The organism is Mesorhizobium sp. WSM4871 (assembly GCF_055811295.1).
Window position 1 is genome coordinate 99,124 of record NZ_JBVVPU010000013.1, and the last position, 19,394, is coordinate 118,517.

Here is a 19,394-nt window from a genome sequence, read left to right on the forward strand (position 1 = left end):
AAGGCTTAAGTCCCGTTTCCGCTTCCCATTCACTTTTAGCCAGCGTCAGGGACGACGGGTCAACTTACTCGTGCTATGACTATACATGGACGTGGGGAGCGAGTGGGGGCTTGCCGGTACCATTGGTCGACCGGCCGATCCGAATCCATGCGCTGCGCGCGGCAGGATGTTCGGCATGTTCGGTCAGAGGTCGCAATGGAACTCATCATCCTCGGCATTATCGCCCTGATCGTAGTCGCCTGGTATTTCAGGAGGATCAAGACGCTCACGCCGAACAGCGAGGAACAGGGCTACGACTCAATCGCGGAACCGGCGCTGCATGAGTTCTTCGACCGCAAGGACGGCGTGCTTTGGTCCACGGGCATGGTGGACCGGAAGGTCAAAATCGAGATCGAGCGCAACGGCCAGCGCACCACGCCGAATGTGCGCGTAAGGTGCGCCTACCAGCTGCGCCGGAGCGTGGCGACAATGCAGCAGGAAGAACGCGAGGCCGCGCGCATACTTTTTCTGCTGCACCGTCGCAACCTGCTCGCAAAAGGCCGTTTCCGCAAGCTCCTCTTCGCGCTGGTCTGGGGCGACGGTAAGTGCGAGATCATAAAGGGAAACTGGGCTGTCGCCGACGTCCGCGCGGCCAACCAGTTCCAGCTCACATCCAGCGCCGGCATCATCAACTTCGAGGCGGTCAACTCTAACCTGACGCGCGACAGCGCCATCTCGGAGATATTCTCCACAGTCGAGAGCGTCCAAAAGCGCTACAAAGGCAAGCCCGCCGCCCAGGGACTGACAGACCGCATTTCCGGAGGCAACCGCTGGCACGAGCCCAGCGGCAGCGGGGCCGAGGCGGTCACGACGCAGGACGGGCTGGACGGGCTGTTCATCGGTAATAAGGAGGGCGGAACCGTACCGGTCTACTACCAAGGCGAGGGCTCGCTGATCACCATCGCGCCTCCGGGCTCTGGCAAGACCCAGTGCCACGTTCTGCCCAACCTTTTGAGATGGCGAGGTGCGGCCGTCGTGCTTGACGTGACCGGAGAGCTCTATCGAAAGACAAGCAAATGGCGCGAGGCTCTCGGCGGTCCCGTCTTCCGGCTGGATCTCGTCAACGCCGAGGAGAGCCATTCCTACAACCCCCTCGACGCCGTGCGCACGAATCCAGACTACATCTGGGAAGACAGCAAGCTCGTCGCCGACATGCTGGTCGTGAATAGGAGCGAACAAGACCCCTACTGGGACAATGCCGCGATCGGCCTGCTCACGGCAGTCGTCTGCTACACCTGCCTTCTACTCAAGCCAAAGGAACGCAACTTCGAGACCGTCCTCGACGTCTTGAGCCAGCAAATGTGGTCGCAGTTCATCCTGGGATCGGAAGACCAGTCCCAGGTGAGGAGCCTGCAGCGCGCGGCCCATTCGCTGAAGGCCATGGACCCCAAGACGCTGTCCGGCGTCACACAGACCGCCCTGGTCGCGCTGTCGGCCTGGGAGGGCAGCCAAATCCCCAAGGTCACGGCGAAGTCCGACTGGCGGCCGGGCGTGCTGAGGGAAGACAAGCCCGCCACCATCTACATCTGCCTATCGCCCGCTATACTGCGCACCTATGCTGGCCTGATCCGGCTGATCATCGCCCAGCACGTCAAGATGCTGTTTGACATGCCGGTCGAACGCAACGCGCCCCTCGTGCAACTTTTCCTCGACGAGCTACCGCAACTCGGCCGTATGGATCCCGTCCGCCAAGCGTTGGAAGTCGGTCTCAACAAGCGGCTCCGGCTCTGGATGTTCGTTCAATACATCTCCCAGCTCGAGGACGCCTACGGCAAGGACATCGCGCGCGGCATGATCGGCGCCTGTGGCCTGCGGGCCTACATGAACCCGCCGCTGGCGGACCAGACCGCGCAGCAGCTCTCAAACGAGCTCGGGGACGTCGACGCGGTCTTCGACAAGACGCGCCGCAAGCTCGCCGAGCCGCACGAGCTCGCGGGACCGCCCTACAAGGACCTGATCGTGGTCATGGCCACAGGCATGAAGCCGATCAGGTTAACGAAAACCTTCGCCGACAAAATGCCGGCGATTGCCAAGCTGTTTGGGACGAGGACCTGGACGCGCCGCGACGAAGCGGCTGACGCTGACTAACAGGTCCGTGGCGACCACTGCCCACCGCAGCCCCACAGACCGGGCGCGGGGACCAGGTATCAGCGAGAGCGGTCGAAATCGCGACGGACCTTGGTGATCTCGTCAGGCCCTTTGCCGTTGCGCACCTGGTCGAGCATCCGTTCGGCTTCTTGCTGCGCGCGGCGCTCCAGTTCTTCGCGTGCCCGTTGCTCGGCCAGGATTCTGTTGTTGTGCTCCAGCGCCTCGCGGCTCTGCTTTTCCGTGCCGACATTGCCCCGCCCCGCGACGTCGGGGCCACGGGTCTGACCCTGCGGAATGTGGTCGGGGGAGTCGTTGGTGCGCGTGGTCCGATCCTGTGCCTCCCGGGCCTGCTTCTGCTTTTCCTGCTCGCGGCGCTCGAGTTCCCGCTTGGCCGCCAACTCCTTGGCCTGCTGCTCCTTGCGCAACGCTTCCTTCCGCTGCCGCTCCTTCGTGGTTGCGTCGTCCTTCTGGAGCTGTTGCTTCTTTGCGGCTTCCTCCTTCAGGAGGTGCTCCTTACGTGCCCCTTGCTCCGCGAGGCGGCGCTCCTTCTCCGCGGTCTCACGGCGCTGGAGCTCCTGGGCGGCTTCCTGCTCCCTGGCCCTCCGCTCCAGATCCCGCTCGACCAGTTTCTCGAGGTCGCTCTTGAACTGCGCATCCTTTTCCAGCATCTCCTTCAGAAGATCCTGCTTCTCCTTTTCACGGCGCTCGCGCTCCTCAAACAACCGCCTCTCTTCTTCCTTACGGCGTTTCTGGTCATCGTCGATCATGACACCCCTCCTGCCCCCGTACCGCCCGCTGGCGCGCCTTTTTGCGCCCAGCCTGTCATCGCCGGTCCTAGGCCTCCATTGGCGCAAGGATCGGAAGCGCATGCCGTTACGTCATTTCGCAGACGGTCTTGGCAAAAGCATGGCCATCGACGTGATCTGCGAGGTCAAGCTCTCGCGTTCGACCTTACGCGACAGCTCGCGCCGCGAGACGAGGCGGGCAAGGAAGGCCTCGTCGGCGTCGTCGGTGCCGATCGCCATGATGTCGACGCCGCGCAGCCTAGCATTCTCGGCCGCGGACAGTGTGGCGGCGCGGTCGTTTGGCGCGCCGTCCGTGATGATGCACATGACGCGTTCGCGCTTAACCTTGAGCAGCTCGGTCTCGGCCAGCCTAATGGCCGCCGCCATGTCGGTCGTGCCCCCGGCATTCATCCTGGCAAGCGTATCCGAAATCGCCTGGCGTCCGCTCTGGGGCGGCAGGATGAGGCGCGCAGTGTCGTCGAAGGCGATCACGCCGACGTCGAACTCCCTCGTCACCGCCTCATCGAAATAGCCCAGGGCGCCTCTGCGCGCCTTATCGAGCTTGGACTGTTCGGCCATGCTGCCGGACGTGTCGAAGAGCAAGAAGACGACGCGGTCGCGGGTGCCTATCACTTTGCCGGTCGCCGACTGGAGCTTGAGCTGCCAAGCCGGCTTGCCGCCAGGATTGTGATTGGCCGGTAGCTGAGACATGTTGCCCCCCGGCTATAACTTCATTTCCTTCTTCAATATAGCATAGGCCTGGTTGAGCTTCTTCATGAATTTCTCCGAGACGTCCTTGACGCGATCGTCCGCGCCGGCGTGCTTGTCCGAGTGGTAGATCTGCACGAGAAGCCGGTAGCTTGCCTTCACCTCAGCCGCCGTCGCACCTGGCTCAAGGTCGAGCACCTTCAGCGCGGCCTCCCTGTCCATGTCGCCGGCTGAGCGATCACGCTGGGCGCTCTCCTTGGCATTGCCTCTGCTGAACGCCTCCTCCTGCTGCCGCTCCTGAGCGTCCTTCTGGGCCGCCTTGAGTTCATCACAGATGCTCCTGACGATTTCGATATATTCGTCCCAGCGCTCGCCCAGCAGGCATTCTGCCAAGGCCTCCGACTGCAGTCCTTCGAAGCACGCATCGACGCGGTCTCTCAGGCGGATGCTGTCCAGCGGCTCGATCGCATTTTTGGCCCGATGGTAGTCGCTCATCGCATCGAGGTAGGCGGCGTCGGCCTCGCCGAGTTTGCGGCGCATGTGACGTGTGGCGCCGGCGATGTCGCCGAAGACCGCTTGAGGGTCCGGCATTCCTTGGGTCACGCTTTCGGAGACCCATCGCGTCGCTGCCGCCTTTAGCGGGAGGGCGATCGACAAGACGTTGCGCTTGCGTGTCATACGCTCGTAGAAAGCGTTGACCTCGACAGCGTTGGACAGCGCCTCGGCGACCTGCGTGGCGGCCCCGGTCTGCAGGCTCTCCAGCGCAGGTTCGACTAGGCGGCGCATGTCGGCGCATTGCCGCTCCGTCTTCATCGCGTCCGCGGACGCGATGAAGACGGAGCGGCAATGCGCCGACATGCGCCGCCTAGTCGAACCTGCGCTGGAGAGCCTGCAGACCGGGGCCGCCACGCAGGTCGCCGAGGCGCTGTCCAACGCTGTCGAGGTCAACGCTTTCTACGAGCGTATGACACGCAAGCGCAACGTCTTGTCGATCGCCCTCCCGCTAAAGGCGGCAGCGACGCGATGGGTCTCCGAAAGCGTGACCCAAGGAATGCCGGACCCTCAAGCGGTCTTCGGCGACATCGCCGGCGCCACACGTCACATGCGCCGCAAACTCGGCGAGGCCGACGCCGCCTACCTCGATGCGATGAGCGACTACCATCGGGCCAAAAATGCGATCGAGCCGCTGGACAGCATCCGCCTGAGAGACCGCGTCGATGCGTGCTTCGAAGGACTGCAGTCGGAGGCCTTGGCAGAATGCCTGCTGGGCGAGCGCTGGGACGAATATATCGAAATCGTCAGGAGCATCTGTGATGAACTCAAGGCGGCCCAGAAGGACGCTCAGGAGCGGCAGCAGGAGGAGGCGTTCAGCAGAGGCAATGCCAAGGAGAGCGCCCAGCGTGATCGCTCAGCCGGCGACATGGACAGGGAGGCCGCGCTGAAGGTGCTCGACCTTGAGCCAGGTGCGACGGCGGCTGAGGTGAAGGCAAGCTACCGGCTTCTCGTGCAGATCTACCACTCGGACAAGCACGCCGGCGCGGACGATCGCGTCAAGGACGTCTCGGAGAAATTCATGAAGAAGCTCAACCAGGCCTATGCTATATTGAAGAAGGAAATGAAGTTATAGCCGGGGGGCAACATGTCTCAGCTACCGGCCAATCACAATCCTGGCGGCAAGCCGGCTTGGCAGCTCAAGCTCCAGTCGGCGACCGGCAAAGTGATAGGCACCCGCGACCGCGTCGTCTTCTTGCTCTTCGACACGTCCGGCAGCATGGCCGAACAGTCCAAGCTCGATAAGGCGCGCAGAGGCGCCCTGGGCTATTTCGATGAGGCGGTGACGAGGGAGTTCGACGTCGGCGTGATCGCCTTCGACGACACTGCGCGCCTCATCCTGCCGCCCCAGAGCGGACGCCAGGCGATTTCGGATACGCTTGCCAGGATGAATGCCGGGGGCACGACCGACATGGCGGCGGCCATTAGGCTGGCCGAGACCGAGCTGCTCAAGGTTAAGCGCGAACGCGTCATGTGCATCATCACGGACGGCGCGCCAAACGACCGCGCCGCCACACTGTCCGCGGCCGAGAATGCTAGGCTGCGCGGCGTCGACATCATGGCGATCGGCACCGACGACGCCGACGAGGCCTTCCTTGCCCGCCTCGTCTCGCGGCGCGAGCTGTCGCGTAAGGTCGAACGCGAGAGCTTGACCTCGCAGATCACGTCGATGGCCATGCTTTTGCCAAGACCGTCTGCGAAATGACGTAACGGCATGCGCTTCCGATCCTTGCGCCAATGGAGGCCTAGGACCGGCGATGACAGGCTGGGCGCAAAAAGGCGCGCCAGCGGGCGGTACGGGGGCAGGAGGGGTGTCATGATCGACGATGACCAGAAACGCCGTAAGGAAGAAGAGAGGCGGTTGTTTGAGGAGCGCGAGCGCCGTGAAAAGGAGAAGCAGGATCTTCTGAAGGAGATGCTGGAAAAGGATGCGCAGTTCAAGAGCGACCTCGAGAAACTGGTCGAGCGGGATCTGGAGCGGAGGGCCAGGGAGCAGGAAGCCGCCCAGGAGCTCCAGCGCCGTGAGACCGCGGAGAAGGAGCGCCGCCTCGCGGAGCAAGGGGCACGTAAGGAGCACCTCCTGAAGGAGGAAGCCGCAAAGAAGCAACAGCTCCAGAAGGACGACGCAACCACGAAGGAGCGGCAGCGGAAGGAAGCGTTGCGCAAGGAGCAGCAGGCCAAGGAGTTGGCGGCCAAGCGGGAACTCGAGCGCCGCGAGCAGGAAAAGCAGAAGCAGGCCCGGGAGGCACAGGATCGGACCACGCGCACCAACGACTCCCCCGACCACATTCCGCAGGGTCAGACCCGTGGCCCCGACGTCGCGGGGCGGGGCAATGTCGGCACGGAAAAGCAGAGCCGCGAGGCGCTGGAGCACAACAACAGAATCCTGGCCGAGCAACGGGCACGCGAAGAACTGGAGCGCCGCGCGCAGCAAGAAGCCGAACGGATGCTCGACCAGGTGCGCAACGGCAAAGGGCCTGACGAGATCACCAAGGTCCGTCGCGATTTCGACCGCTCTCGCTGATACCTGGTCCCCGCGCCCGGTCTGTGGGGCTGCGGTGGGCAGTGGTCGCCACGGACCTGTTAGTCAGCGTCAGCCGCTTCGTCGCGGCGCGTCCAGGTCCTCGTCCCAAACAGCTTGGCAATCGCCGGCATTTTGTCGGCGAAGGTTTTCGTTAACCTGATCGGCTTCATGCCTGTGGCCATGACCACGATCAGGTCCTTGTAGGGCGGTCCCGCGAGCTCGTGCGGCTCGGCGAGCTTGCGGCGCGTCTTGTCGAAGACCGCGTCGACGTCCCCGAGCTCGTTTGAGAGCTGCTGCGCGGTCTGGTCCGCCAGCGGCGGGTTCATGTAGGCCCGCAGGCCACAGGCGCCGATCATGCCGCGCGCGATGTCCTTGCCGTAGGCGTCCTCGAGCTGGGAGATGTATTGAACGAACATCCAGAGCCGGAGCCGCTTGTTGAGACCGACTTCCAACGCTTGGCGGACGGGATCCATACGGCCGAGTTGCGGTAGCTCGTCGAGGAAAAGTTGCACGAGGGGCGCGTTGCGTTCGACCGGCATGTCAAACAGCATCTTGACGTGCTGGGCGATGATCAGCCGGATCAGGCCAGCATAGGTGCGCAGTATAGCGGGCGATAGGCAGATGTAGATGGTGGCGGGCTTGTCTTCCCTCAGCACGCCCGGCCGCCAGTCGGACTTCGCCGTGACCTTGGGGATTTGGCTGCCCTCCCAGGCCGACAGCGCGACCAGGGCGGTCTGTGTGACGCCGGACAGCGTCTTGGGGTCCATGGCCTTCAGCGAATGGGCCGCGCGCTGCAGGCTCCTCACCTGGGACTGGTCTTCCGATCCCAGGATGAACTGCGACCACATTTGCTGGCTCAAGACGTCGAGGACGGTCTCGAAGTTGCGTTCCTTTGGCTTGAGTAGAAGGCAGGTGTAGCAGACGACTGCCGTGAGCAGGCCGATCGCGGCATTGTCCCAGTAGGGGTCTTGTTCGCTCCTATTCACGACCAGCATGTCGGCGACGAGCTTGCTGTCTTCCCAGATGTAGTCTGGATTCGTGCGCACGGCGTCGAGGGGGTTGTAGGAATGGCTCTCCTCGGCGTTGACGAGATCCAGCCGGAAGACGGGACCGCCGAGAGCCTCGCGCCATTTGCTTGTCTTTCGATAGAGCTCTCCGGTCACGTCAAGCACGACGGCCGCACCTCGCCATCTCAAAAGGTTGGGCAGAACGTGGCACTGGGTCTTGCCAGAGCCCGGAGGCGCGATGGTGATCAGCGAGCCCTCGCCTTGGTAGTAGACCGGTACGGTTCCGCCCTCCTTATTACCGATGAACAGCCCGTCCAGCCCGTCCTGCGTCGTGACCGCCTCGGCCCCGCTGCCGCTGGGCTCGTGCCAGCGGTTGCCTCCGGAAATGCGGTCTGTCAGTCCCTGGGCGGCGGGCTTGCCTTTGTAGCGCTTTTGGACGCTCTCGACTGTGGAGAATATCTCCGAGATGGCGCTGTCGCGCGTCAGGTTAGAGTTGACCGCCTCGAAGTTGATGATGCCGGCGCTGGATGTGAGCTGGAACTGGTTGGCCGCGCGGACGTCGGCGACAGCCCAGTTTCCCTTTATGATCTCGCACTTACCGTCGCCCCAGACCAGCGCGAAGAGGAGCTTGCGGAAACGGCCTTTTGCGAGCAGGTTGCGACGGTGCAGCAGAAAAAGTATGCGCGCGGCCTCGCGTTCTTCCTGCTGCATTGTCGCCACGCTCCGGCGCAGCTGGTAGGCGCACCTTACGCGCACATTCGGCGTGGTGCGCTGGCCGTTGCGCTCGATCTCGATTTTGACCTTCCGGTCCACCATGCCCGTGGACCAAAGCACGCCGTCCTTGCGGTCGAAGAACTCATGCAGCGCCGGTTCCGCGATTGAGTCGTAGCCCTGTTCCTCGCTGTTCGGCGTGAGCGTCTTGATCCTCCTGAAATACCAGGCGACTACGATCAGGGCGATAATGCCGAGGATGATGAGTTCCATTGCGACCTCTGACCGAACATGCCGAACATCCTGCCGCGCGCAGCGCATGGATTCGGATCGGCCGGTCGACCAATGGTACCGGCAAGCCCCCACTCGCTCCCCACGTCCATGTATAGTCATAGCACGAGTAAGTTGACCCGTCGTCCCTGACGCTGGCTAAAAGTGAATGGGAAGCGGAAACGGGACTTAAGCCTTACGTAGCGGAAGGCCTGCACGATCGCGAGGATTTGCGGGGGCCACCGGCGACAGAGCAGCGATTGATGGGGCGATACGATCGGCAGATGCTCATCCCTGACGGGCTGGGATATGAGGCGCCACACGTCGCTGTCGCCCTTCCGAAGACCGAAGCCGACGTGCAGCTACCGGCCCCATTGATGCCCATAATCGGTCTGTAGTCGAGCGACGGGTTTCGGGTAGCGACCGTTGCAGGCTGAACGGCTGAGGTCGAATTTCGTCGTTCGCAGCGATTGGGTTTCAACCCTGGGGCGGCTCCCAGCCCGGTTCGGCCAGTTCGAAGGCGGCGAAATCGAAGCCTGGCGCCACGGTGCAGCCGACCAGCGTCCATTCGCCCAGGCTGCGCGCCGACTGCCACCAGCCGGCGGGTACGACGATTTGCGGCCGCTCGCCCGCGCGAAGAGCCGTGCCCAGCACCTGTTCGATCACCGGCCCGTCTTCCTGGTGCATCGACAGCGCCAGCGGGGCGCCGGCATAGAAATGCCAGACCTCGGCCGCGTCCCTGACCCGGTGCCAGGCCGATAGTTGTTCCTCTTCCAGCAGGAAACAGATCGCGGTCGAATGGCCGCGCCCGCCTTCCGCGCCGTCGCGAAAGGTCTCGGCGTACCAGCCGCCTTCCGGATGCGGCTTCAGGCCGAGCGTGGCGAGATGGCGTCTGCTGGGTCGACGCTCAGTCGACGTGCATCAACTCATATTAGGCCGCAATAACTTCGAGAACCACAAGGCGGAATGCAGGGGCCGGAAGAAGCTGGGTATTTCCACACTGGTACGATCCGATACTTTACATACTATGTGGCCTTCAATTGGGGGCTATAGCAAATGAAAGAAGAGACCGGCGTTCAGAAGTTGGTGCGCACGCTGCGTGCCCGAGCACCTGATGACCCAGCTGAATTGCTCGCCAGAGAGTCTCCCGAGTTCATCCGCGACACACTAAAGCTGTTGCCGGACGGGCACGCCCGTAAGCTGGCCGAGCATTTGCCACTGCATATGCGGCCCATCGGGTCTCATGGCGGTGGCGAGGATGTCGCGATGCCCGAGTCGCTCATCGAGCTGATGGACCCGATTTCCGCCAGCGTTCCTGTCGGGACGACAGTTGCTGCCGCGGTTGAAGCTGTCAGACGCGCCCAGGTGCCGACCGAGCTCACTTATCTCTATGTCACGGACGAGGGCAATAAACTGGTTGGCCTGGTGGTCCTGCGCGATCTAATGCTGAGCGAACCGGACGCAATTGTCGATCAGATCATGCTGCCCAGGCCGTTCGCTCTTAATGTCGGTCTCTCTTTGAGCAACGCATGCGAGGCAGCGGTACGGCGTCACTACCCTGTCTACCCGGTGGTGGACGCGGAGAACCGGCTGCTCGGCCAGGTTCGCGGTTGGCGCCTGTTCGAGCAGCAAATCATCGAGGTTTCCGCCCAGTCTGGCCAGATGGTAGGTGTCCAGAAGGAGGAGCGCCCTTCTACGCCGCTGTTTTCAGCCTTCCTGAAGCGTCATCCGTGGCTGCAGTTAAACCTCCTGACGGCCTTCATGGCCGCATTCGTCGTCAGTTCGTTCACAGGGACGATCGAGAAGATCGTTGCCCTGGCGGCGTTCCTCCCGGTCTTGGCCGGGCAGAGCGGAAACACCGGCTGCCAAGCACTGGCGATGACCCTGCGTGGCCTTGCCCTGGGGGATGTGGACAAACGACCGAAGCTGCACCTGGTGATGAGAGAGGGCGCGCTCGGGATCGCCAACGGCTTGCTGGTCGGCCTTCTTGCGGCTGCGGCGATGTGGTTCTACGCCTCGAGGCAACCGGAGTCGGCGGCCCAAGCGCCCATGCTGGCACTTGTGATCCTGCTTGCCATGTCCGGATCGTGCCTCATGTCCGGAATCTCCGGCGTGCTGATCCCGTTGGGCCTGCGCCGGGTCGGCGCTGACCCGGCGGTCGCTTCGGCGATCTTCCTCACCACCTTGACCGATATCGTAGGCATGGGCCTGATGCTGGGGCTGGCCACCATACTCGTGCTGTAGCGAGGCGCGTCCAGTGACGCGCCCCTGGGAATTGGGGGCAATAAGCTGACCTCGTCGCGTTCAGCGAAATTACGAGAGCCAGGTCGCATCGCGCACGCATCGAGAGAAGCACCTTCCGGCAGCTCTCGGACCCCTTGCGCAACGCGACGGAGACTCCGCGCCGGCCTGAGCTTTTCGGCCCGCGAGACGGGCTGGTCGCGGTCAGATGTTCTGGCCGCCCGACACTTCGATCCGCTGCGCGGTGACCCAGCGGTTGTCGGAACCGATCAGGCTGGCGACCGCCGGACCGATGTCGTCTGGCAAACCGACGCGGCCAAGCGCGATCATGTTGGCGAAGGCCTCATTGTACGCAGGCGTGTCGCGCACCGCGCCGCCGAGAAAGTCGGTCTCGATCGCCCCGGGGGCGATTGTGTTCACTGTGATGCCGCGGCTGCCCAGTTCCTTGGCCATGTAGAGCGTCAGGATCTCGACCGCTCCCTTGGCGGCTGAATAGGCCGAGAATCCCGGATAGCTGACGCGGGTCAAGCCCGAAGAAAAGTTCACGATGCGCCCGCCATCGGCGAGCAGCGGCAGGAGCGCCTGGGTCAGGAAGAACACGCCCTTGACGTGAACGTTGAACAGGAGGTCGAACTGCGCCTCGGTCGTCTCGGCAAAGGCGGCCATTTCGCCGTGGCCGGCGTTGTTGATCAGATGATCGAACTTATCTCGGTTCCATGTCGAGTTCAGCGCCGAACGGACGCTCTTGACGAAGGCGGGAATGGCGGAGACGTCGCCGACATCGAGTTGCAGCGCGACCGCCTTGCGGCCCATGCTTTCGATCTCGGCCACCACGGCCTTGGCGCCCTCGGCGCCGCTGCGATAGGTGAGGATGACATCGCCGCTATGGCGAGCGATGCTGATGGCGGTGTTGCGGCCCAGGCCGCGGCTGCCGCCGGTGACGATCGAGATGGTGGTCATCGGTATCTCCTTGGTGATGAGCATTGTGCCCATCAGCACTATCGTCGACCGGACCCGATCCATGTTGCCGGATAGTCGGCCATTCTTGCCTGTTTCTACGCGGGGCATGTGCTGTCGCGGTGCGATGCGGGGACGCGATAGCCATTTCCCGGGCGCCGCCGAGGTCGACGGCGCTCGCTGCAAACAGCGGCCAGTCGACGAGCGACGGCGTGGCGCAAGTAGGGCAAGGGATTCAAACGCCGTCGCTGCTGCTGCTCCGTCGTTGCATATCCGCGCCGTTGGAACCGTCGAAGTGCAACTGCAGGCGGAGCAGCGCCCTGCCGCACACGCTCTCCAGGAAAAGCGTGACGGTGGCAACGAGGAGAAAGAGAAGCCCGGTGACGCCGGTGACCACCATGGCCGTGGTAACAGGGGCGGCAGGGAGATACCCCAACTGGACAAGGTACGAACCGGCGAGACCCAGGACGGTAGTTGCAGCGAACAGGACCACTGCGGCATTCAGCAGGTCAAGTCCGCGCAACTGCAGGCGTATCCGCCGCTCCGCGAGAGTGGTCGCCGCCGCCGGGTCCGCATATTGCGACGACAACCGGTCGTCGCGAGCGGCCAGCGACGCGCGAAACTCTCGCCATTGCGTGATCGCGAGGTTGTAGCGCATCGTCGCGCCGTTTTGCAGGACGGCGCAGGCGTTCGTCAGGATCGCTGGCCCCGCTATGAAGGACAGCGGAAAGAACGGATTATCGATGAAGGTCAACTGCACCTCCTGCGGTCTTCGTGTGGCAGCCAGTAGCCTAGCAACCCACGCCCGTCCCTAGCCCCATCAAAGAAACGTCCGAAGTTGCTGGAAACTCGCGAGTTCTTGCCTATTTCTCCTCATGGCGTTGTGACGCCGGGGGGACGTGGGTTACTATTCGCCCATGGCTCACACTTTGCTCGAGGCCGTACGGCGCTATGCGGAGGCACACGCAGACGCGAACGGCATTGCCCAGACGCCGATCCCGGGACTGACGCTCATTCGGCAGACGGCGCCGACCGAGTTGCAATACGCCATCAACAAGCCGCTGATCGCCATGGTGCTGCAAGGAAGCAAGCGAGTGGCCATGGGAAGCAGCACGTTCGACTTCGGCTCGGGAGAGTCTCTCCTGATCACCGCCGACGTGCCGACCGTCAGCCAGATCACGCGCGCCAACATCAGCGTTCCCTATTTCTCGCTCGTCGTCGATCTCGATCCCGCGGTGATCGAGAGCCTGGTCGTTGACATGGGTTCGCTCCCGTTCGATGCCGGCAACCCGGTCCGCGTCGATCCGACCGAAGCGGAAGTCGCCGACTCCGCATTGCGCTTGATGCGCCTCCTCGATCGGCCAGCGTCGTTGGCCGTTCTGCAGCCTCAGTTGATCCGGGAACTGCATTTCTGGCTGTTGTCGGGTCGGCACGGCGGAGCAATTCGTAGCCTCGGCGTTACCGACAGCCATGCGCAGCGCGTGGCGCGCGCGGTGGCGCTCATTCGCGCAAACGTCGCTGAGCCGCTCGGCGTGGAGCAGCTGGCGGACGCCGCCAGCATGAGCGTTTCGTCGTTCCATGAGCACTTCCGGGCCATCACGTCCCTGACGCCGCTTCAGTTCCAAAAGCAACTCAGGCTGATCGAAGCACGTCGGATGATGCTGGCCGATGGCGAGATGATCAGCAACGCGGCCTACGCCGTGGGATACGAGAGCGTCCCGCAGTTCACGCGCGAGTACGGTCGCATGTTCGGGCTGCCGCCCGCTCGCGACTTGAAAGCCGCCAGGATCCGAATCCGGCCATCGCCCGAGTTGGCCACTTCAAGTGTCAATTAACAGGCACACGCACGCTCAATCTTGATCATCGATAGCGTGACCGAACTTCCGAAGCGGGTCACGTCACGACAATGCCCACGCCGATCCAAGCGTCCGCTCTTGAAGACCCGCAGCCTAAAGCCGCCAATCCGGTTCCGGCCCCATTGATGCCCATAATCGGTCTGTAGTCGAACGACGGGTTTCGGGTAGCGACCGTTGCAGGCTGAACGGCTGAGGTCGAATTTCGTCGTTCGAAGCGATTGGGTTTTAGGGCGCCCCCGGCTCCCAGCCCGGTTCGGCCAGCTCGAAGGCGGCGAAATCGAAGCCTGGCGCCACGGTGCAGCCGACCAGCGTCCATTCGCCGAGGCTGCGCGCCGACTGCCACCAGCCGGCGGGCACGACGATCTGCGGCCGTTCGCCCGCGGCCAGCGCCGTGCCCAGCACCTGTTCGATCACCGGACCATCTTCCTGGTGCATCGACAGCGCCAGCGGGGCGCCGGCATAGAAATGCCAGACCTCGGCCGCGTCCCTGACCCGGTGCCAGGCAGACAGTTGCTGCTCTTCCAGCAGGAAGTAGATCGCGGTCGAATGGCCGCGCCCGCCTTCCGCGCCGTCGCGAAAGGTCTCGGCGTACCAGCCGCCTTCCGGATGTGGCTTCAGGCCGAGCGTGGCGATGATTTCGGCGGCGCTGGTCATGCGTTCAGGCTAGCACGGCTTTTGTTCCAGCATCGGGTTTTTCCCAACGCCGATCCTCACCCTGGGTCCGAAGATCTAGTTCTACTGCGTCATATCCACTGTTCATAATTGTCGCTCCTCGGCGCTGCCCCTCACCTGCCTGCCGGCATCCTCTCCCCGTATAGTGACGGGGAGAGGGGCACTCTCATCCACGATTTCGCCAATTGTCAGCGCTGGAGGAAGAACGCCGGCGTCGCGGCCAGCCACTCTCTCCCCGTCACTATACGGGGAGAGATGTCCGGCAGGACAGTGAGGGGCAGCGCCAACGGTAACTGCCGTGTTCGGCCAAAAAACCATGACGCAGTAGATCCAAGTCTTTGTTTTTTCGCATGATCTTCTCCGAAAAGTCTGCGACTTTTTGCTGTGCTGACCTTCGGTTCGGGATCGTGCTCTAGAAATTGTCCTTGCGCTTGCGGATCTCGGCGAACACTTCGGCGTCGGTGGCCTTCTCCATGCCGAGATGCTTGCGGATTGCCGGGTCGTGCCAGCGCAGGAACGGGTTGGTCGACAATTCCTCGCCGATCGTGGTCGGCAGCGTCGGCTTGTCGTCGGCGCGCAGTGCCTCGATTTTCGCGGCGCGTTCCTTCAGCGCCGAATTGGTCGGATCGACCGTCAGCGCGAAGCGGGCGTTGGCGAGCGTGTATTCATGGCCGCAATAGACGACCGTTTCGGCCGGAAGGGCGGCGAGCTTCTTCAGCGAATCATACATCACCGGCGGCTTGCATTCGAACAGCCGGCCGCAGCCGAGCGCAAACAGCGTGTCGGCGGTGAACGCCACTTTCGAAGCCGGCAGATGATAGGAGACATGGCCCGCCGTGTGGCCTGGCGTCTCGATGACGTCGATCTTTTCGTCGCCGAGGCGGATGACCGAGCCCTGGGCCACGGTCTCGTCGATGCCGGGGATCTTTGCCTCTTCGGCCTTCGGCCCGATAATGCGCAGCTTGAAACGGTCCTTCAGCGCCAGATTGGCCTCGACGTGGTCGGCATGGTGGTGGGTGATCAGGATCATCGTCGGCGTCCAGCCGGTGCGCTCGATCGCGGCCAGGATCGGCGCCTCCTCGGGCGCATCGATGATCGCGGTCTGGCCGCTTTTGGGGTCATGCACGAGCACGCCGAAATTGTCGCTGCGGCACATGAATTGTTCGATCTCAACCGGCATAGTATCTCTCGCTTTTATCTGCTGCATCGTGCTTTCCGAAAATCGGATCCGATTTTCGGGAATGCAGTCGTCGCAGACATAGGGCGCTTGCCCGCATATGTCATCCGCCTTTTGTTGAACTTGGGCGGCATCGAAGCTACCGTCCGGCGCATGCATTCCGACATCGTCGACCTCCGCTCCTTTTATTCGACCACGCTCGGGCGACTCGCCGAGCGCTCGATCACCATGGCGCTGTCCTCGATATGGGCCGTCGTGCCCAACGAGCGGCTGGTCGGCCTCGGCTATACCTTGCCGTGGCTGGAGCGGTTCGGCGCCGATGCCGAGCGTGTCTTCGCCTTCATGCCGGCGACGCAAGGCGCGGTGGTCTGGCCGGTCACGGGGCCGAGCGCGACGGCGCTGGTCTTCGACGAGGAATTGCCGCTGGTCGATTCCTGCATCGACCGCATGCTGCTCGTCCATTCGCTCGAACATGTGGAGAACCCGCGCGAGACGCTGAACGAGATCTGGCGGGTGCTGTCGCCCGCGGGGCGCGTCGTCATCGTCGTGCCCAACAGGCGCGGCGTCTGGGCCCGTTTCGAGCACACGCCGTTCGGCAACGGCCGGCCCTTCTCGCGCGGCCAGCTCACCGAGTTGCTGCGCGAAACGAATTTCACGCCGGCTGCCTGGTCCGATGCCCTGTTCTTCCCGCCATCGCGGCGGCGCTTCATGATGCGGTTCCACAATGTGCTGGAACGCGCCGGCCGGCGGTTCTGGCCGATCTTTTCCGGCGTCATCGTGGTCGAGGCGCAGAAGCGGCTCTATCAGGGCGTGCCGGTCGCGCAGCGCGCCTCGCGCCGCGTCTTCGTGCCGGTTTTCTCGCCGCATGGCGCCACCAGGCTCGGGCGGCTGTCCGAAGCCGCCGACAGAGCGTCCCTACCCACAAGGGTGACGCGTTCGTGATCGGGCTTGCGCTTTTTCCTAACTATCTGTCGAAAGCGGGTTTGCAGCCCGATTGAAGGCGCGGGCCGCCAATGCCCGTGACCGGTTCCAGTGCCGCTTCCGAACGCAGGGATCTCACTCATGGCTGATCATCCAGACGACATGGCCCGCGCGTCTGTCGAGGCCAGCAGCCTGCGCGACCAGCTCGCGACGATCAGGCTGGCGCTGGCGGCTTCGCCGGTGCGCAAATATCTGCTCTGGCTCTCCATCGGCATCGTCGCCGTCATCGTGGCGACCTCGGTCGGGCAGGTTCTGCTCAATCGCTGGAACCAGCCTTTCTACGACGCGCTGGCGCGGCGCGACATGCAGGGCTTCCTGCATCAGCTTCTCGTCTTTGCGGCAATAGCCGGGACGCTGCTGGTGCTCAATGTCGGTCAGACCTGGCTCAACCAGATGATCCGGCTGAAGTTGCGCGAGGCGCTGACGGTCGACCTGATCGGCGAATGGATGCTGCCGGCGCGTGCCTTCCGGCTGACCCATGCCGGCGCCATCGGCGTCAATCCCGATCAGCGCATACAGCAGGATGTCGGGCATCTCTCCGATCTCTCGACCGATCTCGGCGTCGGGCTGCTGCAATCCTTCATCCTGCTCGCGTCGTTCATCGGCGTGTTGTGGACGCTGTCTTCGGGCTTCGTCTTCCATATCGGCGGCCATTCGCTGGCGATCCCCGGCTACATGGTCTGGGCGGCCATCCTTTATGCCGGCATCGCCTCCTGGCTGAGCTGGCTGGTCGGGAGGCCGCTCATCCGTTTCAACAGCGATCGCTATTCGCGCGAGGCGGAGCTGCGGTCCTCGGTGGTTCGCGTCAACGAAAATATCGATGCCATAGCGCTCGCGCATGGCGAGGTCGATGCCAGACGCCAGCTTGAACTCGACCTTGGCACGGTGCTGGGCGCGATGCGGCGGATCTATCATGCCCAGATCAACCTGTCCTGGGTCACCGACACCTATGGCTGGATCACCGTCGTCGCGCCCATCCTGGTCGCTTCGCCGGTCTATTTCGCCGGCGATATCAGCTTCGGCGGGCTGATGATGGCGGTCGGCGCCTTCAACCAGGTCAATGCGTCGCTGCGCTGGTTCATCAACAATATCGGCGCCATCGCCGACTGGCGCGCCACGCTGATGCGCGTCGCCGACTTCCGCATCGCGCTTGGCGAAACGGATGTGCTGCACGACACGGAAAGCCGCATCGAGTTCGGCGAAAACCCGGATGGCCGCCTGACCTTCGAGAAGCTCGAAATTGCCTCGCCCGACGGATGCACGAAGCTTGCCGAGCCGCATGTCGAGATCGGCGCCGGCGAGCGCGTCATGATCACCGGCGATCCGCGCGCCGGCAAGACGCTGTTCTTCCGCGCCATCGCCGGCCTGTGGCCGTGGGGAAGCGGGCGGATCGGCATGCCGGCCAAGGAAATACCCGCCTTCGTCCCGCGCACCCCCTATTTCCCGCTCGGCACGCTGCGCGATGTGCTCAATCACGTGGACGGCACCGCCAAGGTCGACGATGCCGAGATCTCGGAGGTGCTCGCCGAGGTCGGTCTCGAGCGCCTGTCGTCCTCGCTCGACCGTTCCGCGCGGTGGGAGCATGAACTCAGCGACGACGAGCAGCGCCTGCTGGCCTTTGCCAGGCTCGCCTTGCGGCGGCCGAAATGGGTGATCATCGACGAAGCGCTGGATACGTTCGACGGCGCGACGCTGAGACAGGTGCTGGCGATGCTGGAAAAACGTCTCGCCGGTGCGGCCATCCTCAACATCGGCCGCGGCCAGCACAACACCCAGTTCTTTCCGCGCTCGCTGACGATCGTCAAGGATGCCGGCCGGCCGGCGCTCAAGCCGGCCAGTGTCAGGGCCGGGGCGATCGAGCCGCCGCCGGCCGCTGCTATGCGCCGGAAGAAGAAGTAGCCGGTTTCATCCCGCCAGCTTTATTTCGCCGCGATCGCCGGGGAAATTGTCGGCATAGTTGCAAAGCCTGTGAGGCTTTAGACCATGCGCGGCGCGATCAGCCTGCTTGCCTGCCTTGCCTGCGCCCAGGCAGCGCCTGTTGCCACCCCTCTGGCCGCACCCGCCAATGGTATGGCCGTGGACGTCGAACTGGTGCTGGCGGTCGACATTTCGCAGTCGATGGATGAAAACGAGTTCGCCCTGCAGCGCGCCGGCTATGTCGAGGCGTTGCGCCACCCCGACTTCATCAGGGCGGTGCGCTCGGGCACCACCGGCCGCATTGCGCTGGCCTATTTCGAATGGGCCGGCACCGTCCGCGACGATGGGGTCATTGCCTGGCAGGTCATCGACGATGCCGAGAGCGCCAACGCTTTCGCCGACAGGATCGAGGCCCGCCCGTTCAGGAGTTTCCGCGCCACCTCGATCTCCGGCGCGCTCGCCTTCGGCACGGAGCTGCTGGATGGAGCCGCTTTTGATGCGGCGCGCAGGGTCATCGATATTTCTGGCGATGGCCCGAACAATATCGGGCTACCGGTCACCATGACACGCGACGCCGCGCTGGCGAAGGGCATCGTCATCAACGGCCTGCCGATCCTGATCAGCCCGTCGCCGACCTTCAGCCATCTCGACCGGTACTATGCCGAATGCGTGACCGGCGGGCCCGGCTCCTTCGTGCTGCCGATCTACGCGGCGTCCGAATTCACCACCGCCATACGCCGCAAGCTGATCCTCGAGGTCAGCGGCGACCCGTCGGTCGACCCGGGGGCCGATCCCCGGCCGGTCCGGATCGATGCGGCGGCGCCGATCGACTGCTTGCAAGGCGAGCGCGACCGGCGGTTTTTCTCAGATCCGTTTTTCCCCGAACTCGACCGGTGAAACTTCGCAGCT

The 19,394-nt window shown here is 63.6% G+C and carries 17 protein-coding genes and 1 pseudogene; 9 read left to right on the top strand and 9 right to left on the bottom strand.

The features are described from left to right. The first annotated feature begins 195 nt into the window (after window positions 1-195). Window positions 196-2,127, top strand: coding sequence for a type IV secretory system conjugative DNA transfer family protein (locus AC0L2H_RS25080; protein WP_473592776.1), 1,932 nt, complete (start codon window positions 196-198; stop codon window positions 2,125-2,127). 59 nt (window positions 2,128-2,186) lie between these two features. On the opposite strand, the gene AC0L2H_RS25085 is transcribed toward AC0L2H_RS25080, so the two are convergent. The 3 genes from AC0L2H_RS25085 to AC0L2H_RS25095 all read right to left on the bottom strand — a co-directional run bounded on the left by AC0L2H_RS25085 (window position 2,187) and on the right by AC0L2H_RS25095 (window position 4,478). Further along, window positions 2,187-2,894, bottom strand: coding sequence for a hypothetical protein (locus AC0L2H_RS25085; RefSeq protein WP_473592777.1), 708 nt, complete (start codon window positions 2,892-2,894; stop codon window positions 2,187-2,189). 111 nt (window positions 2,895-3,005) lie between these two features. Then, window positions 3,006-3,623 carry a vWA domain-containing protein gene (locus AC0L2H_RS25090; RefSeq protein WP_473592778.1) on the bottom strand — a complete coding sequence of 206 codons (618 nt, stop codon included), beginning with the start codon at window positions 3,621-3,623 and terminating at the stop codon, window positions 3,006-3,008. A 12-nt stretch (window positions 3,624-3,635) separates the two neighbouring features. Then, window positions 3,636-4,478 carry a J domain-containing protein gene (locus tag AC0L2H_RS25095; protein ID WP_473592779.1) on the bottom strand — a complete coding sequence of 281 codons (843 nt, stop codon included), beginning with the start codon at window positions 4,476-4,478 and terminating at the stop codon, window positions 3,636-3,638. Between AC0L2H_RS25095 and AC0L2H_RS25100 the strand changes: the two genes are divergently transcribed. The 3 genes from AC0L2H_RS25100 (at window position 4,477) to AC0L2H_RS25110 (ending at window position 6,696) form a co-directional block, all read left to right on the top strand. After that, a complete protein-coding gene (locus tag AC0L2H_RS25100; RefSeq protein ID WP_473592780.1) occupies window positions 4,477-5,247 on the top strand; it encodes a J domain-containing protein in 771 nt (256 codons plus the stop codon). The genes AC0L2H_RS25095 and AC0L2H_RS25100 overlap by 2 nt on opposite strands. A gap of 12 nt (window positions 5,248-5,259) precedes the next feature. Beyond that, window positions 5,260-5,877, top strand: coding sequence for a vWA domain-containing protein (locus tag AC0L2H_RS25105; protein ID WP_473592778.1), 618 nt, complete (start codon window positions 5,260-5,262; stop codon window positions 5,875-5,877). A gap of 111 nt (window positions 5,878-5,988) precedes the next feature. Beyond that, the gene (locus AC0L2H_RS25110; RefSeq protein WP_473592777.1) at window positions 5,989-6,696 is read left to right on the top strand and encodes a hypothetical protein; all 708 of its coding nucleotides are present in this window, start codon (window positions 5,989-5,991) and stop codon (window positions 6,694-6,696) included. A 59-nt stretch (window positions 6,697-6,755) separates the two neighbouring features. Here the strand turns inward: AC0L2H_RS25110 and AC0L2H_RS25115 are convergent, their stop codons facing one another. Next, on the bottom strand, window positions 6,756-8,687 hold the full coding sequence (locus tag AC0L2H_RS25115) for a type IV secretory system conjugative DNA transfer family protein (protein ID WP_473592776.1): 1,932 nt from the start codon (window positions 8,685-8,687) through the stop codon (window positions 6,756-6,758). A 474-nt stretch (window positions 8,688-9,161) separates the two neighbouring features. After that, window positions 9,162-9,569, bottom strand: a pseudogene (locus AC0L2H_RS25120) (cupin domain-containing protein); the annotation flags it as partial. Window positions 9,570-9,740: 171 nt separating this feature from the next. On the opposite strand from AC0L2H_RS25120, the gene AC0L2H_RS25125 reads away from it, so the two are divergent. Further along, window positions 9,741-10,928: a magnesium transporter gene (locus AC0L2H_RS25125; protein WP_473592775.1), complete on the top strand. Its 1,188-nt coding sequence runs from the start codon at window positions 9,741-9,743 to the stop codon at window positions 10,926-10,928. A gap of 201 nt (window positions 10,929-11,129) precedes the next feature. On the opposite strand, the gene AC0L2H_RS25130 is transcribed toward AC0L2H_RS25125, so the two are convergent. Together AC0L2H_RS25130 and AC0L2H_RS25135 are read right to left on the bottom strand one after the other, a co-directional pair. Then, complete coding sequence (locus tag AC0L2H_RS25130) at window positions 11,130-11,885, bottom strand: SDR family NAD(P)-dependent oxidoreductase (protein WP_107650733.1); 756 nt, start codon at window positions 11,883-11,885, stop codon at window positions 11,130-11,132. Window positions 11,886-12,117: 232 nt separating this feature from the next. Next, window positions 12,118-12,636 carry a hypothetical protein gene (locus tag AC0L2H_RS25135; protein ID WP_473592774.1) on the bottom strand — a complete coding sequence of 173 codons (519 nt, stop codon included), beginning with the start codon at window positions 12,634-12,636 and terminating at the stop codon, window positions 12,118-12,120. A gap of 163 nt (window positions 12,637-12,799) precedes the next feature. Here AC0L2H_RS25135 and AC0L2H_RS25140 point away from each other — a divergent pair, with 163 nt between their 5' ends. Then, the gene (locus AC0L2H_RS25140) at window positions 12,800-13,717 is read left to right on the top strand and encodes an AraC family transcriptional regulator (RefSeq protein WP_473592773.1); all 918 of its coding nucleotides are present in this window, start codon (window positions 12,800-12,802) and stop codon (window positions 13,715-13,717) included. A 246-nt stretch (window positions 13,718-13,963) separates the two neighbouring features. Here the strand turns inward: AC0L2H_RS25140 and AC0L2H_RS25145 are convergent, their stop codons facing one another. Together AC0L2H_RS25145 and gloB are read right to left on the bottom strand one after the other, a co-directional pair. Continuing rightward, window positions 13,964-14,392, bottom strand: coding sequence for a cupin domain-containing protein (locus tag AC0L2H_RS25145; protein ID WP_473592772.1), 429 nt, complete (start codon window positions 14,390-14,392; stop codon window positions 13,964-13,966). A 430-nt stretch (window positions 14,393-14,822) separates the two neighbouring features. Then, window positions 14,823-15,590, bottom strand: a complete 768-nt coding sequence (gene gloB, locus AC0L2H_RS25150; RefSeq protein ID WP_473592787.1) for a hydroxyacylglutathione hydrolase — start codon at window positions 15,588-15,590, stop codon at window positions 14,823-14,825. A gap of 150 nt (window positions 15,591-15,740) precedes the next feature. On the opposite strand from gloB, the gene AC0L2H_RS25155 reads away from it, so the two are divergent. The 3 genes from AC0L2H_RS25155 (at window position 15,741) to AC0L2H_RS25165 (ending at window position 19,382) form a co-directional block, all read left to right on the top strand. After that, window positions 15,741-16,529 (top strand): class I SAM-dependent methyltransferase, encoded by a 789-nt coding sequence (locus AC0L2H_RS25155; protein ID WP_473592785.1) that lies wholly within the window; start codon window positions 15,741-15,743, stop codon window positions 16,527-16,529. Window positions 16,530-16,649: 120 nt separating this feature from the next. Further along, on the top strand, window positions 16,650-18,467 hold the full coding sequence (locus AC0L2H_RS25160) for an ABC transporter ATP-binding protein/permease (RefSeq protein ID WP_473592771.1): 1,818 nt from the start codon (window positions 16,650-16,652) through the stop codon (window positions 18,465-18,467). Window positions 18,468-18,551: 84 nt separating this feature from the next. Then, window positions 18,552-19,382 carry a DUF1194 domain-containing protein gene (locus AC0L2H_RS25165; protein WP_473592770.1) on the top strand — a complete coding sequence of 277 codons (831 nt, stop codon included), beginning with the start codon at window positions 18,552-18,554 and terminating at the stop codon, window positions 19,380-19,382. Window positions 19,383-19,394 lie beyond the last annotated feature (12 nt).

What these genes read in the sequence shown, in the direction of transcription:
- AC0L2H_RS25080 (WP_473592776.1), top strand. Translation starts at nt 196, where the DNA reads ATGGAACTCATCATCCTCGGCATTATCGCCCTGATCGTAGTCGCCTGG.
- AC0L2H_RS25085 (WP_473592777.1), bottom strand. Translation starts at nt 2,894, where the DNA reads ATGATCGACGATGACCAGAAACGCCGTAAGGAAGAAGAGAGGCGGTTG.
- AC0L2H_RS25090 (WP_473592778.1), bottom strand. Translation starts at nt 3,623, where the DNA reads ATGTCTCAGCTACCGGCCAATCACAATCCTGGCGGCAAGCCGGCTTGG.
- AC0L2H_RS25100 (WP_473592780.1), top strand. Translation starts at nt 4,477, where the DNA reads ATGCGCCGCCTAGTCGAACCTGCGCTGGAGAGCCTGCAGACCGGGGCC.
- AC0L2H_RS25095 (WP_473592779.1), bottom strand. Translation starts at nt 4,478, where the DNA reads ATGTCGGCGCATTGCCGCTCCGTCTTCATCGCGTCCGCGGACGCGATG.
- AC0L2H_RS25105 (WP_473592778.1), top strand. Translation starts at nt 5,260, where the DNA reads ATGTCTCAGCTACCGGCCAATCACAATCCTGGCGGCAAGCCGGCTTGG.
- AC0L2H_RS25110 (WP_473592777.1), top strand. Translation starts at nt 5,989, where the DNA reads ATGATCGACGATGACCAGAAACGCCGTAAGGAAGAAGAGAGGCGGTTG.
- AC0L2H_RS25115 (WP_473592776.1), bottom strand. Translation starts at nt 8,687, where the DNA reads ATGGAACTCATCATCCTCGGCATTATCGCCCTGATCGTAGTCGCCTGG.
- AC0L2H_RS25125 (WP_473592775.1), top strand. Translation starts at nt 9,741, where the DNA reads ATGAAAGAAGAGACCGGCGTTCAGAAGTTGGTGCGCACGCTGCGTGCC.
- AC0L2H_RS25130 (WP_107650733.1), bottom strand. Translation starts at nt 11,885, where the DNA reads ATGACCACCATCTCGATCGTCACCGGCGGCAGCCGCGGCCTGGGCCGC.
- AC0L2H_RS25140 (WP_473592773.1), top strand. Translation starts at nt 12,800, where the DNA reads ATGGCTCACACTTTGCTCGAGGCCGTACGGCGCTATGCGGAGGCACAC.
- AC0L2H_RS25145 (WP_473592772.1), bottom strand. Translation starts at nt 14,392, where the DNA reads ATGACCAGCGCCGCCGAAATCATCGCCACGCTCGGCCTGAAGCCACAT.
- gloB (WP_473592787.1), bottom strand. Translation starts at nt 15,590, where the DNA reads ATGCCGGTTGAGATCGAACAATTCATGTGCCGCAGCGACAATTTCGGC.
- AC0L2H_RS25155 (WP_473592785.1), top strand. Translation starts at nt 15,741, where the DNA reads ATGCATTCCGACATCGTCGACCTCCGCTCCTTTTATTCGACCACGCTC.
- AC0L2H_RS25160 (WP_473592771.1), top strand. Translation starts at nt 16,650, where the DNA reads ATGGCTGATCATCCAGACGACATGGCCCGCGCGTCTGTCGAGGCCAGC.
- AC0L2H_RS25165 (WP_473592770.1), top strand. Translation starts at nt 18,552, where the DNA reads ATGCGCGGCGCGATCAGCCTGCTTGCCTGCCTTGCCTGCGCCCAGGCA.